The sequence below is a fragment of the Jeotgalibacillus sp. JSM ZJ347 genome, assembly GCF_044383825.1.
Lineage (GTDB): Bacteria > Bacillota > Bacilli > Bacillales > Jeotgalibacillaceae > Jeotgalibacillus.
Map to the genome: position 1 here is coordinate 270927 of NZ_JBISEN010000002.1, position 15140 is coordinate 286066.

The 15140-nt window shown below is 43.5% G+C and carries 13 protein-coding genes; 10 read left to right on the plus strand and 3 right to left on the minus strand.

Going from position 1 to position 15140, the window contains the following annotated elements; translation table 11 throughout:
• Nucleotides 1-114: 114 nt before the first annotated feature.
• Complete coding sequence (locus tag ACH6CZ_RS07235; protein WP_374096760.1) at nt 115-3780, plus strand: chitobiase/beta-hexosaminidase C-terminal domain-containing protein; 3666 nt, start codon at nt 115-117, stop codon at nt 3778-3780.
• 46 nt (nt 3781-3826) lie between these two features.
• On the opposite strand, the gene ACH6CZ_RS07240 is transcribed toward ACH6CZ_RS07235, so the two are convergent.
• The gene (locus ACH6CZ_RS07240; RefSeq protein WP_374096761.1) at nt 3827-4816 is read right to left on the minus strand and encodes an LLM class flavin-dependent oxidoreductase; all 990 of its coding nucleotides are present in this window, start codon (nt 4814-4816) and stop codon (nt 3827-3829) included.
• Nucleotides 4817-5041: 225 nt separating this feature from the next.
• On the opposite strand from ACH6CZ_RS07240, the gene rlmN reads away from it, so the two are divergent.
• The 4 genes from rlmN to ACH6CZ_RS07260 all read left to right on the plus strand — a co-directional run bounded on the left by rlmN (nt 5042) and on the right by ACH6CZ_RS07260 (nt 8815).
• Complete coding sequence (rlmN, locus tag ACH6CZ_RS07245) at nt 5042-6103, plus strand: dual-specificity RNA methyltransferase RlmN (RefSeq protein ID WP_322419899.1); 1062 nt, start codon at nt 5042-5044, stop codon at nt 6101-6103.
• 125 nt (nt 6104-6228) lie between these two features.
• Nucleotides 6229-7722 (plus strand): sensor domain-containing diguanylate cyclase, encoded by a 1494-nt coding sequence (locus ACH6CZ_RS07250; protein WP_374096762.1) that lies wholly within the window; start codon nt 6229-6231, stop codon nt 7720-7722.
• 2 nt (nt 7723-7724) lie between these two features.
• The gene (locus ACH6CZ_RS07255; protein ID WP_374096763.1) at nt 7725-8222 is read left to right on the plus strand and encodes a hypothetical protein; all 498 of its coding nucleotides are present in this window, start codon (nt 7725-7727) and stop codon (nt 8220-8222) included.
• Nucleotides 8222-8815 (plus strand): class I SAM-dependent methyltransferase, encoded by a 594-nt coding sequence (locus tag ACH6CZ_RS07260; RefSeq protein WP_374096764.1) that lies wholly within the window; start codon nt 8222-8224, stop codon nt 8813-8815. Before ACH6CZ_RS07255 ends, ACH6CZ_RS07260 begins: the two co-directional genes overlap by 1 nt.
• Nucleotides 8816-9022: 207 nt before the next feature.
• On the opposite strand, the gene ACH6CZ_RS07265 is transcribed toward ACH6CZ_RS07260, so the two are convergent.
• Complete coding sequence (locus ACH6CZ_RS07265; RefSeq protein ID WP_374096765.1) at nt 9023-9739, minus strand: 3-ketoacyl-ACP reductase; 717 nt, start codon at nt 9737-9739, stop codon at nt 9023-9025.
• A 97-nt stretch (nt 9740-9836) separates the two neighbouring features.
• Here ACH6CZ_RS07265 and ACH6CZ_RS07270 point away from each other — a divergent pair, with 97 nt between their 5' ends.
• On the plus strand, nt 9837-10265 hold the full coding sequence (locus ACH6CZ_RS07270; RefSeq protein WP_374096766.1) for a hypothetical protein: 429 nt from the start codon (nt 9837-9839) through the stop codon (nt 10263-10265).
• 227 nt (nt 10266-10492) lie between these two features.
• Here ACH6CZ_RS07270 and ACH6CZ_RS07275 read toward each other — a convergent pair whose 3' ends face one another.
• Nucleotides 10493-11284, minus strand: a complete 792-nt coding sequence (locus ACH6CZ_RS07275; protein ID WP_374096767.1) for a TIGR00266 family protein — start codon at nt 11282-11284, stop codon at nt 10493-10495.
• A 203-nt stretch (nt 11285-11487) separates the two neighbouring features.
• On the opposite strand from ACH6CZ_RS07275, the gene ACH6CZ_RS07280 reads away from it, so the two are divergent.
• The 4 genes from ACH6CZ_RS07280 to ACH6CZ_RS07295 all read left to right on the plus strand — a co-directional run bounded on the left by ACH6CZ_RS07280 (nt 11488) and on the right by ACH6CZ_RS07295 (nt 15115).
• Nucleotides 11488-11712, plus strand: a complete 225-nt coding sequence (locus ACH6CZ_RS07280; RefSeq protein ID WP_374096768.1) for a hypothetical protein — start codon at nt 11488-11490, stop codon at nt 11710-11712.
• Between the two features lie 8 nt (nt 11713-11720).
• Nucleotides 11721-12173: an AlbA family DNA-binding domain-containing protein gene (locus ACH6CZ_RS07285; RefSeq protein WP_374096769.1), complete on the plus strand. Its 453-nt coding sequence runs from the start codon at nt 11721-11723 to the stop codon at nt 12171-12173.
• A gap of 14 nt (nt 12174-12187) precedes the next feature.
• Nucleotides 12188-13183, plus strand: coding sequence for a zinc-binding dehydrogenase (locus ACH6CZ_RS07290; RefSeq protein ID WP_374096770.1), 996 nt, complete (start codon nt 12188-12190; stop codon nt 13181-13183).
• Between the two features lie 156 nt (nt 13184-13339).
• Nucleotides 13340-15115 carry a helix-turn-helix domain-containing protein gene (locus tag ACH6CZ_RS07295; protein ID WP_374096771.1) on the plus strand — a complete coding sequence of 592 codons (1776 nt, stop codon included), beginning with the start codon at nt 13340-13342 and terminating at the stop codon, nt 15113-15115.
• Nucleotides 15116-15140: the final 25 nt, after the last annotated feature.

Genomic DNA, 15140 nt, shown 5'->3' on the forward strand with positions numbered 1-15140 from the left:
TTACAGGGACTATCTTATTAATTGTTTGTAAAGATTCTAAATATTGTAGAGAAATCCAAACTTTTCTTTTAGTATTAAATTTGCACGATTACATAACCAGGAGGTAATACGTACATGCAATCTTACAAAAAGCACTTTTCGGTTTTTGTAGCTTTAGTCATGGTACTCAGCCTGCTGACACCTTTTTCATCTGTGTCAAAAGCGGCAAGCTTTACAGAGACGTTTGATAATGCGCCATCAAGTGGGTCTTATCAAGATACATCATTTGAAGGAGTGAATGGTGTCGTTTGGGAATACACCGATGGTCGAACAGACAGGGTGATCACTGGTAAAAGTTTGACGATCAGAAATGCAGGATCTTATCTGAAATCATCCCCAATCAATAAAGGTATCTCATCGTTATCATTTGATTTAGAAAGAGAGTTTACTAATACTAATACCCGACAGTTTGAAGTTTATATTAACGATCAGCTAGTTGGGACAACCCCTGATCTAGCAACTGAAACCGAAAACAATACAGTTGCGGTTGAAATAAAAGATATTGAAATTGAAGGTAACTTTGTACTTGAGTTTAGAAAAATAGGTGCAGGTCAACTTGGTATCGACAACATCACATGGACTTCCTATGAAGATCCGACTAAAGTATCGGCTGTTCAGTCAAGCGTACCTGCAGGCCAGGTAGCTGAAGGAACAGTAGTGGCATTTTCTACTTCAACTGCAGATGCGGAGATCTTTGTTTCTCAAAATGGTGGAGATTATGAAGCATATACTACACCATTCGCATTGACTGAAGATACAACGTTTGATGTGTACGCTTCGGCAGATGGACTGGATGACAGTGACGTGAGAACGTATGAGTATTCAGTTGTATCTGAAGAAAGTATTGCTGATGTAAGAAATCAGGAAATCGGTTCAATTGTGTCGACAACTGGTACAGTGAGTGCTGTATTTAACCAGGGTGGCGCAAACAACATTTATATGCAGAATGCAGGAACCGGCATTGTTGTCAGATCAACAGCAGCTGTTACACCGGGTGACATCATTTCTGTCTATGGTGAGCTTCAGGACTATAATGGACTCGCACAAATTGCAGCTGAAGCTGACGATGTAGTGGTTACTGGTCAGGAAGAGCCGCCGGCACCACAGCCGGTTCCTGAAACAGGTCTTAGCGAAGCGCTTGAAGGAACGCTTGTGACTGTTTCAAATGTTAATATCGCTTCTTCAGGCAACGGTAATTATTATGGAACAGATGAATTTGGAAATGAGATTGTGATTCGTCCGGCAACAGAAATGGATATTCAGACTGGCCGCACGTATGAAGTTGTAAATGGCGTAGTAGGAGAATTCAGAGGGACGTATCAGCTCATTCCACGTTCAACAGACGATATTATTTTTGATACAAATCAGGTTCGCCCTGTAAAAGCTGATCCTGAAGGCGGATTTGTAGAAGAAGGCGGTACAGTGACGCTTTCGACAGAAACTGAAGGCGCAACAATTTATTACACGACAGACGGTTCAGTACCGACTGAAGACAGCAGTCTTTATGAAAATGGCGTGACAATCACTGAAAACACTGATCTAAAAGCTGTAGCTGTAAAAGATGGTATGACAGCAAGCGATGTAGCCGAATTCAGCTATGTGATTCAGACAGATGATATTGAAATTCACGATATCCAGGCAGCAGAACACTTCTCACCTTATGAAGGACTTTCTGTTCCTAATGTAAAAGGCGTTGTCACATACGTTGTAAATGATAGCAGCTTCTACATGCAGTCACTGACTCCAGATGATGATTCTCGTACGTCTGAAGGGATTCTTGTTTATCAGAGAAGCCACGGACTATCTGTAGGAGATCAGGTGGAAGTAAGCGGAACGGTTCTTGAGTATTATGTGGAAGGCTACGGAGACCGCTTTGACAATGATCTTCCTGTTACACAGATCGAATCAACAAATATTAATGAAATAGCATCAGGTCTTGAACTTCCTGAACCGATCGTGATTGGTGGGGAAAATGGAATCGACGTACCGACTGAAGTGATTGATAACGACAATTTTGCACGATTTGATCCTGAAGAGGATGGCATTGATTTTTATGAAAGCATTGAAGGTATGCGCATTGAGGTAGCTGGCGGTACAGCGAGCGGTCCTCAGAAGTACGGTGAAATTGCAGTGCTTCCGAACAAGGGAGATGAAGTGTATACGCAGGCTGGCGGCGCGATTGTAAAGCCTGACGATTTCAACCCTGAGCGTGTATTTATCGATGTAGATGATGAAGACTTTGTTGTAAAAACAGGCGATGAGCTTTCAACACCAGCTGTTGGTGTGATGAGCTACGGCTTTGGTAAATACAAAGTACTTGTGAAGAATGGTCAGGTACCAACGTTCACTGATGGTGGACTTGAACCGGACTCTACAACAATTGAATACAAAGAAGATGAGCTGACGATTGCTTCTTATAACATTGAGAACTTTTCAGCGAATACGTCAAATACAAGTGATGAAAAAGCACAGCGTATCGCTGATTCATTTATTAATGACCTTGGATCACCGGATATCATTGCACTGACAGAGGTGCAGGATACAAATGGTCCGACAGACGATGGTACGGTTTCAGGTGAGGGAAGTGCTCAGCGTCTGATCAATGACATTATCGCGCTTGGCGGTCCTGAATATGCTTATACAGAAGTTGCTCCTGAAGACAAGCAGGATGGCGGACAGCCTGGTGGTAATATCCGTAACGGTTTCCTTTACAACCCTGAACGTGTTCAGCTGACTGAAGGAGAGCAGGGTGGAGCAAATGATGCAATTGACGTTGTGGACGGTGAACTAACGCTGAATCCTGGACGTATTGCACCATCAGAATTCCCGAATACGCGTAAGCCGGTTGTAGCTGAATTCGAATTCAATGGCGAGGAAGTCATTGTAGTTGGTACACACCTGAACTCTAAAGGTGGAGACCAGCCGCTATTCGGTCAAAATCAGCCGCCGTTCCTTGGCAGTGAAGCTGAGCGTGTTGAGCTTGCAGCAATCATCAACAGCTTCGTGCAGGACGTGCAGTCACAGTCGCCTGATGCAAACATTGTCGTTGCAGGTGATATGAACGATTTTGAATTCTCTGCACCACTTGAAGCACTGAAGGGTGAAGAGCTGACGAATCTGATTGACGGAGTGGAAAAAGAAGAGCGTTATACGTATAACTATGAAGGGAATGCACAGGTGCTTGACCACATTCTTGTGAGCAACAACCTGGCTGACCAGACAGTATTTGATATTGTTCACATTAACTCTGACTTCATGGAAGTGCAAGGGCGCGCATCTGACCATGATCCGCTGTTAGCACAGATCAGTTTTGAAGCGGATGATGAAGAGCCGCAGCCTGAAAAGAAAGTTATCAACCTTGCTGATTACAAGCAAAAGAAAGTAAATATCTTTGAAGACGATGTTCATATTGTTGCTGAAAAAGATATGAAGGTTGATAAAGTAATGGTTCGCGGTTCAAACGTAAGCTTTGAAGGTGAAGGCCTTGCGGATCTTGAAGTAACGCTTCACGCGAAAGAAGCGGGTGCTGCATATGACTTCTTAGGAAATGAAGTGAAGTCAGTGGTTGTTCAGCATAAAAATGTTGAAACGATCAATGGAGCAGAAGATATCCAGAAGCTTGAGCTTCGCGGATCTGCAAAGCATGCTGGTGTCACGCTTTACGACACAGATGGAAACGAAATTGAGCTTGAAAATGAAAAGCCTGGTAAAGGCAAAGGTAAAGGTAAAAAGGCTTCATAATCAGAAACTCCCTGAAACTGCAAATGAGCGGTTTCAGGGAGTTTTTTTACGTCAGCATTTCCCGGGCAATAAGTTCATAAGATCTCTTCTTATCTTCAGCTGAAAAAATATTCGTAATCAGCAGAAAATCATCAGTCTGATAACGTTCACTCAGCTCTTCAAGTGATGCTTTCACTTTCTCAGGCGTTCCGACAACCATTCTTCTACGGTTATGTCGGATCTTCTCGATGTCAGCTGATGAAAGCCCCCGCTCTTTCAGGCGCTCCGGGGAATGAACCTGTGAATCGCCTTTCTCAATCCCAAGCAGCCACATATCCTGCGTTAAGGCAAGACGCTCAGCTTCTTCCTGCGTGTCAGCGCAGACAACAAACACACAGACATTCACAGTTGGTTCCCTAAATTGACCGGATTTGAAATGTTCACGGTATTCACGCAGCGTTTCCTCCCATTTGTCCGGGTTAATAAAGTGTCCGAAAGTCAGCCCAAGACCGCGTTCTGCTGCAAGCTTTGCGCTGCGGGGTGAGAGGCCGAGCACCCAGACAGGTGGGGCGCTGCCTGTCCTTGGTGTAACCTTCACCATTCGATATTCATGCTGCTTTGGGAGCTCATTATGCATAAAGCCGTGTAGCTCATCAAGGTGTCTTGGGAAAGCGCCCATCATACTCTCACGGCTGTCAGTCAGTGCAGCGCGTGTGCGTTCAGTGCCGCCGGGAGATCTGCCGACACCGAGATCAACACGACCTGGAAACAATGCCTCCATCGTCTTGAAGATTTCTGCAACCTTTAATGGGCTGTATTGAGGCAGAAGAACGCCACCTGAACCGACCCTGATTAATTCAGTTGCTGATGCAATCCGGGTCATGAGAATTTCAGGCGCTGCGCTTAACAGACCGTTTGTATTATGATGCTCCGCAAGCCAGTAGCGTGTATACCCCATCTTTTCAGCAAATTGTGCAAGTTCAATCGTATCATTCAGCACATCAGTTGGTTCCGTTCCTTGTGGCATTGGAACCTGATCTAAGATACCAAGTTGCATGACAGCATCCTCCCTTGTCATTCAATGACTCAATTATGCCATGATCAATTACTGATCTGCATGGGGTTTGCTCAGACGAAACCTGTTCAAAGAAATGTCTGACTGCAATCAATTTTCTCTTGAAAATAAAAAGGTTTTGTGATTTGTTTTGGATAATCTCTTGCAATTAACAGGTAACCCATCGTACAATGAAGAATGAATGTCATTTTCGAAATGAGGGTAAAAATGAAAACTTCCATTTATGGATTAACGTTGGAGCAACTTGTTGCCTGGCTTATGGAACATGGTCAAAAGAAGTTTCGTGCAGAACAGATTTGGGACTGGCTTTATCGTAAGAGAGTCACAACTTTTGAAGATATGAAGAACGTCAATAAAGAATGCCGTGAATTACTTGAAGAGAACTTTGTCATCGAGACACTGGATCTTCAGATTCGTCAGGATTCACAGGACGGCACTGTGAAATTTTTATTTAAGCTGCAGGATGGTAACCTGATTGAAACTGTACTGATGAGACAGAAATATGGTCAGTCAGTATGTGTAACAACACAGGTAGGCTGTAACATCGGCTGTACATTCTGTGCAAGTGGTCTGTTAAAGAAAAGCCGTGACCTTTCAAGCGGTGAAGTCGTTGAACAGATTATGCGTGTTCAGAAGTATATGGACGAAAAAGGCGATGGCGACCGCGTCAGCCATATCGTTGTCATGGGGATCGGAGAACCATTTGATAACTATGATAACCTGATGAGCTTCCTGCGTGTTGTGAATTCAGCTAAGGGTCTTGGAATCGGTGCACGTCATATCACGGTTTCAACAAGTGGTCTTGCGAACCGTATTTATGACTTTGCAGATGAGGATCTTCAGGTAAACCTTGCATTATCTCTGCATGCGCCGAATGATGAACTGCGTACGCGGATTATGAAGATTAACCGTGCATACCCAATCGAACCGCTGATGAAAGCGATCGACTACTACCTTGAAAAAACGAACCGTAGAATTACGTTTGAGTATATTCTTTTACATGACGTAAATGATCATGTTGAAGAAGCAGAACAGCTTGCGAAGATGCTCTACAACAAGCGTCACTTGGCATATGTAAACCTGATTCCATACAATCCGGTTGACGAGCATATCCAGTATGAGCGAAGCAAACAGGAAAACATCATGAAGTTTTACGATACGCTGAAAAAAGGCGGCATCAACTGTGTGGTACGTCAGGAACATGGTACTGATATTGATGCAGCATGTGGTCAGTTGCGCAGTAAGCAGATCAAAAAGTCAGCGGTATAAGAAAAAGTCCGGGAAAACTCCCGGACTTTTTTCTATTTACCACTCACCCTTTATTTCTATTGAAATGTAACGCTTCCATGTATTATAATTAATTTGTGACAAATTACCTATTAGGAGGAGGCGTGATGGAGGGACTATTTTTAACAGCATCCTTTATCGTTGTGGCGTTTCTTGCCAACACGTTTCGATTTTTTGTAAACGGATACATGAATCGGTTAATATTTGTAGTCTCCACAGTGCTGCTTGTTCTTTTTGAGCAATGGCTTGCATCACCTTCTCATGTTGCGTGGATGCTTCTGTTTGTCATCGCTGCGACTGTCATCAGTTTTCATTTCAGTGGGGGTATGATAGCAGCAGGCGTTTCATCTATTTATTTATCGATGATTACGGGGCAGGCTGATCTTAATGTATATGCTGCCTATTTTTTATTTGCACTCGCAATCTATGCCGTCAGATATTATGTCAGAAAAATACGCAGGCAGCGGGATCACTGGCTTGAGATTTTAACGTTTAACTCGAAGCAGCTGAACGTCACAAAAAGTGTCAGCCAGGCGATGCAGCAGACGTTCAACACAAAACGGCTGCTTGAAACGATTTTAACTTCAATGACAGCCGGGCATGGTCTTGGATATAACCGTGCAATGATCTTTTTATTAGGAGAAGACCGCCAGTTGTTAAAAGGAATCATGGCCACTGGACCTGTCAGGGCAGAAGAAGGGTTTGCAATTTGGGAAAACATAACGGTTAATCGCTACGAACTGGCTGAGTTAATTGATAAAAAAGAAGAGGAAAAGTCTGATCAGTTATTAAATGAAATCGTGCAGGAGATGACGATTCCACTTACCCAGAACAGCTTTCTTACAACTGTCATGAACTCCGGCAATCCTATGCTTGTTAAACAGATCGACCAGCAGGATGAATTGATGAAGCAATTTCAAAATCTGTTGAATCTAAACGAGTTTGTTGTTATTCCGATGATGCATCAGGGAGAAAAATCAGGTGTTGTCATTATTGATAATCTCGTCAATCAAAAACCGCTGAATATGCATGATATTGATATTATCACGCCTCTCGCTACCCAGGCTGCGATTGCTCTTCATCAGGCAAGCCAGTATGAATCAGTTGAGCGGATGGCATTAAAAGATGGATTAACGAACCTTTATAACCAGCGGGCATTTCAGCAGTCGTTATCTGCTGAATTCTGCAACGCGCCATTTGCTATTATTCTGCTGGATATAGATTTCTTTAAAAATTATAATGATACAAATGGACATTTGCTTGGTAACGAGGTGCTGATGCAGCTTGCAGGCGTCATCACTAAAAGTCTCCGTGGAGATGACCTTGCCTACCGTTTTGGCGGGGAAGAATTTGTCGTCTTATTACCGCGTACCGCAAAAGAGCAGGCATGTGTGGTTGCGGAGAGAATTCGTAAAAAGGTGGAAACAACCGTTTTTCCAAAAGGGGAGCTTCAGCCGGAAGGAAAGCTGACGGTCAGCCTTGGTGTATCGGCATCTGACGGATCAGTGGATCCTTTTGATGTGGTGGAGCTGGCTGATCAGGCATTGTATGAAGCAAAAAAACACGGGAAAAATCGGGTAGCTGTCTGGCAGGAGGTGTAAAAGTGGAATATGCCTTATTCTTATTAAATATTATTGTTTTTACGGCGGTCTTCCTTATTTCGACAAGACCGCTTTATGTGAGATCATTAAAAATAAAGGCTGACCGCGTTGCGAAAAAGATGGGGCTATCACTGGGTGAGCTAGTGTATTCCTATGAACAGATGGTTTTTTTCACAGCACTTCCAAGCCATTTACCTCAGCTGAAGCATGCCGGGAAGCAGGATATTAAGCTGAAACTGGATTATCATTCAATGTTTTTTCCAAGGTTAAAAGGTGTTAAAGTGATTGTGACCAAAGGGAGCCATCCTTTTGTCCTCGCTTATTTACCCATCAAAGATTTCAGACTTCCCGCGCTGGACCGGCTTTCTTCAGAGTCTCACTTAAATGATAAGGAATATTTAATGGTCAGCTCTTATATCGCAAGCAATCCGCGAACACTTTCTGAGATCAAAGATGAAGTTTTTAATAAAATGCAATTTAAAGAGGAAGAGGCAGGCTAATGACCAATGATCACCAATTGTCCATTCAGACATCAAGCCTGCTTGAAACAGTGAGTTCATCTATCCACCATAATCGCTATGAAGCCACGCCCTATGAGGGTCTGGAAGCACTGAGTGATGCTTATCCTTTACAAGGAAGAAGTGTCGTTGATTACGGTTGTGGAAAAGGACGGGTATCATTTTACTTACATCACCGGTTCGGAATTGATGTAACAGGTATCGAAATGAATCCGAGGCTCTATCAGGCAGCGCTTGAAAACCAATCATCCTATCTGGCTAAAAGGAAGCTGAAAAAAGGCAGCATACAATTTGAACGTGCCTTCGCTGAAAAGTATGAAGTAAGAGCTGAACAAAATGTGTTTTACTTCTTCAATCCATTTTCACTGCAGTTATTCTCAGCTGTCATGAACCGGATCGCAGCGTCACTTGAAGAACACCCGAGGCATGCAACGTTAATTTTGTATTATCCAACTGTTCAATATATTCACTATGTAGAAGAAAATTCAGCATTTCATCTAACACAGCAAATTCCGGTTCCGGGCTTGGTTGAGCAAAATCACAATGAGCGATTTGTGATTTTTGAATATGAATAATAACAGGAATGTAACTGAAACGGTTTGAATTGAAAAGTTAACACTAGATTTAATTTACACTTGAGTGTAGCGGAGCGGAAGGTGGCGACTCCGGGACGATTAAAGGGGAAGCTGAGACCCCGCAAGGCGAAGCCTGAGGAGCTCAACAACCTCCGTCCGGAAAGCGTCCACCTGAAGCGCAGCGGAACGCTTATTTTGTTCCATTGATCAAAACGGATTCGTCGCCCAAATGGCTGAGGTTTTGATAAATGACCGCTGTTCGAGTTTCAGCAGGCTGACAATGTATTCTGCCAGGTCCTCAGCCTGTGTGAATTTGTCAGGATTGCGCTCTCCGTCTTCACCCCGGGTCAGGTCTGTTTCGACTAAACTTGGTGTAATCGTTGAGACTCGGATATTATGTGGACGAACTTCCTGCATCAGTGATTCAGTCAGTCCATTTACAGCAAATTTTGATGCGCTGTATGCACTTGAACCCTTGGTACCTTTAAGGCCCGACATAGAAGAAATATTGATAATATCACCTTTTTTACGTTCAATCATGTCCGGCAGAACTGCTTTTGTTGTATGAACAATCCCCATAACATTGGTTTGCAGCACTTTATTCCAGTCATCTGTCGTAAGCTCCAGAAACTCTCCGTATGCACCTAGACCTGCATTATTAATTAATATATCAACTTGTCCGAGCTTTTCAGCCAGCTCTTTAACTGCATGCTGGATATCCGCTTCATAGCTGACATCAGCTGCGGCAGTTTCAACCTTAACGCCGTACTCTCGTAATTGCCCGCTCATTTTTTTCAGGTGATCTTCAGAGCGTCCGATAATTCCGAGGTCCACTCCTTCTTTCGCCAGTTCAATTGCAGTTGCCGCGCCGATCCCCCGGCTCCCGCCAGTTATAATTGCTTTTTTGCCTTTTAAAGATTGCATAGTGACATCCTTTCTGGATTAGATTCTCTTCATACTATTCACATAATAGTAGCGTTGAAAACGTGTATATCTGTATAATAACTGTTGAGGTGAAAAAATGAAAAAACTGTTAATTGGTTTAGTGGTTCTAATTGCGCTGATTGGCGGAGGATTATACGCAGTCTATTATTTTGGGACAGAAATGGCAGCTGATCAGGTAGTTGAATCGGTTACTTCTGATATGAAGGAAACCGGTCAGATGGATCAGGTGAAAACATATATTGAGCAGGACCCTGTTTTAAGCAGCTATCTTAAGGAAGCAAAAGCTGCACAGGATGACGAAAATCTGGCATTCACAACAAGGGCTGAAGCGTCCCGTGTCATGATTCAGAAGGTAGGAATAAGCGAACTCCGTCAAATGCAGTCAGATGCAGAATCAGGCACCCTCTCTGAACAGGAAGTCATTCAAAAACTTGAACAATCCCTGACTGAAGAAGAACTGAAAGCGCTCAAGGTACTCGCGTACAAAGAGATATATGGTGAATAACAGAGGTTTGAATAAATTGAAAAATATGAGTTTTATATTCTTCTTATGAAGGTCAAATTTAGTGTAGCGGAGCGTAAGGCGGTGACTCCGGGACGATTAGTGAGAAGCTGAGACCCCGCAACCGAAGGTGAGGAGGCTCAAGCTTTACTCCGTCCGAAAAGCATCCGCCTGAAGTGCAGCGAAACGTTTGTAGAGGCTAAAACAATCATGTTGCAGTCTCTTTTTTATTACCTGTCACCACCAAGAATATCAAAAAGATTACTTGCTGCGCTGCCTTCACCCTTTGAACCGCCATTACGAGGCATTGCAGAGAATACCCGGCTTGCCAGGCGGCTGAATGGTAATGATTGCACCCACACTGTCCCCGGCCCCCGCAGCGTTGCCAGGAACAATCCTTCCCCACCAAACATAGCTGTTTTAATTCCGCCAACCATTTCAATATTGTAGTCAATTCCACCGGTCATCGCGACCAGACATCCCGTATCAAGGCGCAGAACTTCACCGGGACCGAGCTCCTTTTTATGAATCGTGCCGCCTGCATGTACAAATGCCATGCCATCGCCTTCGAGTTTTTGCATAATAAATCCTTCCCCGCCAAAAAAGCCGGTTCCGATTTTCCGCTGAAACTCAATACCGATTGAAACACCTTTTGCAGCAGCTAAAAAAGCATCCTTCTGACAAATCAGTTTTCCGTCAATTGTGCTGAGGTCAAGCGGAATAATCTTACCTGGGTAAGGGGAGGCGAAGCTGACGTGTTTTTTGCCACTGCCTTCGTTAGTGAATGCAGTCATGAATAAGCTTTCACCAGTTAACACACGTTTACCTGCGCCAAGCAGTTTACCCATCAGTCCGCCAGAAGACGCGGCACCGTCTCCGAAAATCGTCTCCATTCTGATTGCGTCATCCATCATCATCAGACTGCCTGCTTCAGCAATTACCGTTTCCTGAGGGTCGAGCTCCACTTCTACAAACTGCATGTCATCTCCATAAAGCTTGAAATCAATTTCATGATTATTCATTCTGCCTTCACTCCTTTTATTAGTTTCTTTCATCATAACCTATTTTACTGAAAAATCTGAACAAGTTTTTGTTAAACTAAAAAGGGAAGGAATATAACATAAAACATTTGAAAGGGGTAAGGATGAAGAATTACTTGATCTGACTCTTAATCTCCCTGATCCTGATGACGGCGGTCGCTTATATTCTGGTCAGGTTTACTTTTATGGATTGGCAATTTGCAGGACTTGCGATCTTAGCGGCAGCCTTCTTTTTTGGTTCATCAGGCGGTCTTTCATCTAACTTGGGAGAGGCACATGCTGTGACTGAAAGTAATGGACTTTACAAACCTCGCTTTGAAAAGGCGGTCGTGTTCTTCACTCCATCCATTGCAGCTGCAGTGATTCTGCTGATCGCAAGCTTTTTGATTCCGTTTATTTTAAATGGCTGAGGGTGATAATGATGAAATCCATTTATCAGATTATGCAAATGATTGGCCGCTTAGACGTCCATGTTGCAGATGATTTTGAAGGGCAGGACCTGGATTTTAAACAGTGGAGTTTAAAAACTGAGGATAATGTGCGTAAGATGGTAGAATACGCGATCTGTATGGCAAACGGTGGTGGCGGCAGTGTCGTATTTGGTATCGCTGATCGCGTAAAAGGACATGGACAAACGATTTTGGGTGTACCGGATGATCTGGATATTGAATCATTTCATGACCGGATCTATGAAGAGACAAAACCTCCCTTGTCTGCTGAATTTGACCTTGTTGAACTGAACTATGGAACGGGTCAGCTTTTAATTATGACAGTGGAAGGAAAAGGCGGACCATATTCGTTTTTAAACGGCAAGTCTGTAGTACGGAAAGGCAAGGAATGTCTCACGATTGAAGAAAATACTCTATCCTGAAAGGGGATTTAATAATGAAAGCAGTATATCACAAAGGAACTAAAGGAATGGATGGCCTTACATACGGAGATCTGGATCAGGCTGAAGTGAAAGCGGGGGAAGTACGAATTAAGCTGAAAACGGCTGGTTTAAATCATCGGGATTTATTTGTACTGACACGACATGCCGAGGAAGATCCTGCGCTTGTTGTAGGCTCTGATGGAGCCGGTATTGTCGATGAAATCGGTGATGGGGTGACAAACGTCAGCAAAGGTGACGAAGTGATTGTAAACCCCGGTATCAACTGGAAGGATAATACGGATGCGCCACCAGCTGACTTTGACATCGTCGGACTCCCGGGTCACGGTACATTTGCAGAAAGTATTGTACTTCCAGCAGATAACGCTGTCAAAAAACCGAACCACCTCAGCTGGGAAGAAGCGGGTGTTGTCGCGCTTGCAGGATTAACAGCTTACCGCGCGCTGTTTACTCGTGGTCAGATAAAAGAAGGGATGAAAGTGCTGATCCCTGGTATCGGCAGCGGCGTTGCTACATTTCTTCTACAGTTTGCAAAAGCAGCCGGCGCTACTGTATATGTGACTTCACGTTCAGAAGAAAAGCGTCAGAAAGCGCTTGAGCTGGGTGCTGATCATGCGATTCACAGTGAAGGTGACTGGGAAGAAGCACTAAACGGAGAGAAGATGGACCTTGTGATTGAGTGTGTAGGGGCAGCGACTTTTAATAAGTCTTTAAAGCAGCTTAGAAAAGGAGGCACGATCGTCACGTTTGGCGCATCAGCCGGAGACGAAGTGACCATTAATCTGCGTGACCTTTTCTATGGCCAGCAAAACCTGCTTGGCTCTACAATGGGCAGTGCTGAAGAGCTTGATGAAATGATTGCTTTTATTGAAAAACATCAGATTCACCCTGTGATGGATGAAGTGTATGATCTAGCGGATTACAAAGCTGCATTTGAACGGATTGAAAGAGCAGAACAGCTTGGGAAGATCGGTTTTAAAATCAGCGAATAATTCATGTTATAAAAAATAACTGCCCGGGTAAGCGGAACATCCGCCTGCCCGGGTAGTTTTTGATTTGAGAGCAGTTCTGGTAAAAATCAACTGTTCAGCTGAAAGCCTTCCGTGTATGATAAATCAAAAGTTATGGGAATTTTCGGAGGGATTACAATGGATACTGAAAAACAACTGCGAAGCCTAATTAATTCAGTTCAGGCAATGACATCGACACTTCACATAGATGAAGTGCTCGACCAGCTGATTAAAGAGGTGCTGAATGTCATTGACGGATCAAACGCGAGTGTCCTGTTTCTATATGACGAAAAGATCGGTAAGCTCTATGCCAAAGCAGCAGCAGGGTTCAATATGAAATATTTGAAGCATGCATTACTTGAGCCTGGTGAAGGGATGAGCGGGAAGACATTTGTCTCTCAGCAGGGTAGAATCTTTTCGACGCATGACGATACATTAAAGGGCATGACGGATATCAACAAAGAAACGAAAAAGTACTATTCACAGGCTCGCGGCGATATGGAGTATCCTGCGAGTGCGATTTGTGTGCCGCTGATGACGAAAAAAGGGTGTATCGGTGTTTTGACGGTAGACATCTATGATGAAAACGTGGTTTTTAATGCGCAGGATCTGAAGCTGCTTGAAACATTCGCAGTACAGGCGGTCATTGCGATAGAAAATGCCACACTTTTTTCGAAGAGTGAACGGACGCAAAGGGTGCATGAAGCGCTCAGCAGGGTATCACTTTCGCAGGGAGGACTTGAAGAAATTACAAAAACACTTGCTTCTCTTGTCCATGCTGAAGTCATTGTTTTTAACGAGTTTTTTGACATGCTGGAGGCTTCAAGTGACCATGCTTCCGCCAGAGGCCGGTTGTTAATACAGCAATATCCACAGGAATTATCAAATGGATTGGCGCAGGAAAAAGGGTCTGTATGCAACATTCGGGATCATCATATTCAGGAGCGAGTTTATTTCTTTCCGGTGCGTACTGATCAGCGGGCAATGGGATTGATCTGTATTTATCTGGATGAACGAGAAGTGCTTGACCCCTTGGATCAGTTTGCAATTGAGCAGGCATCTATGATTTTTGCGCTTGAAATGAACCGGCGGGATAAAAGCTCTTATGAAGCACTGACATACTCAGGCTATGTACTTGATCAGCTGTTATATGGAAAGCTGGATGAGCTGACTGTGAATGAAATTGCGCGCACAACCTCAGGCGCCATAGAGGGTCGTCAGTTTTTTCTTGTGCAATTAACAATTGAGGAATCATTGATGTCATTGAAAGAAATCTCTGTGAAAAAAGAGACGCTGTTGCGTGTCATTACAAGAAAGCTGGCTCAGTTTCCCTATAAAGCGTTCATTCTTGATCAGAATCTGGATATGATTTTTATGTTTGCCTATCCTGAATACATAGATGAATCATCAGCTTATGAGCGTATCAGAATTTTGTTTACTCAGCTGGTTGAGGAAGTAAGGCAGACTGCCGGTCTTTCCATACTGATTGGTATCGGGAGAACCGTCACACACCTTGAGGATGTGAAAATATCAGCTAATGATGCGTCAAAGTGTGTCGATTACCTGCTGACAAAAAACAAGGACAGCTCCCTTTTAGCCTATTTTGAGCTTGGTTTCCAGCGGTTATTTTTAAAGACAGAAGTACGTGAACTTGAAGCGTATGTGGAAGATACAATGGGGAAGTTGAAAGCATTTGATCAGGCTCATAACGGCAGTCTGATGATCACGCTGAGCGTCTATCTTGAGCTGAATCAGAATATGAAACAGACTGCTGAAGCGTTATTTATACACGTAAATACAGTAAAGTATCGTTTGAAACTGATCAAAGAGGTGCTCGAACTGAATGCTATTCAGGGAAAAGAAGCTTTTGAGTTGCAATTGGCAGTAAATATAGACAGCTTTTTGGAAAATTAATTGTATGATTGTCCTTTAAAGACAA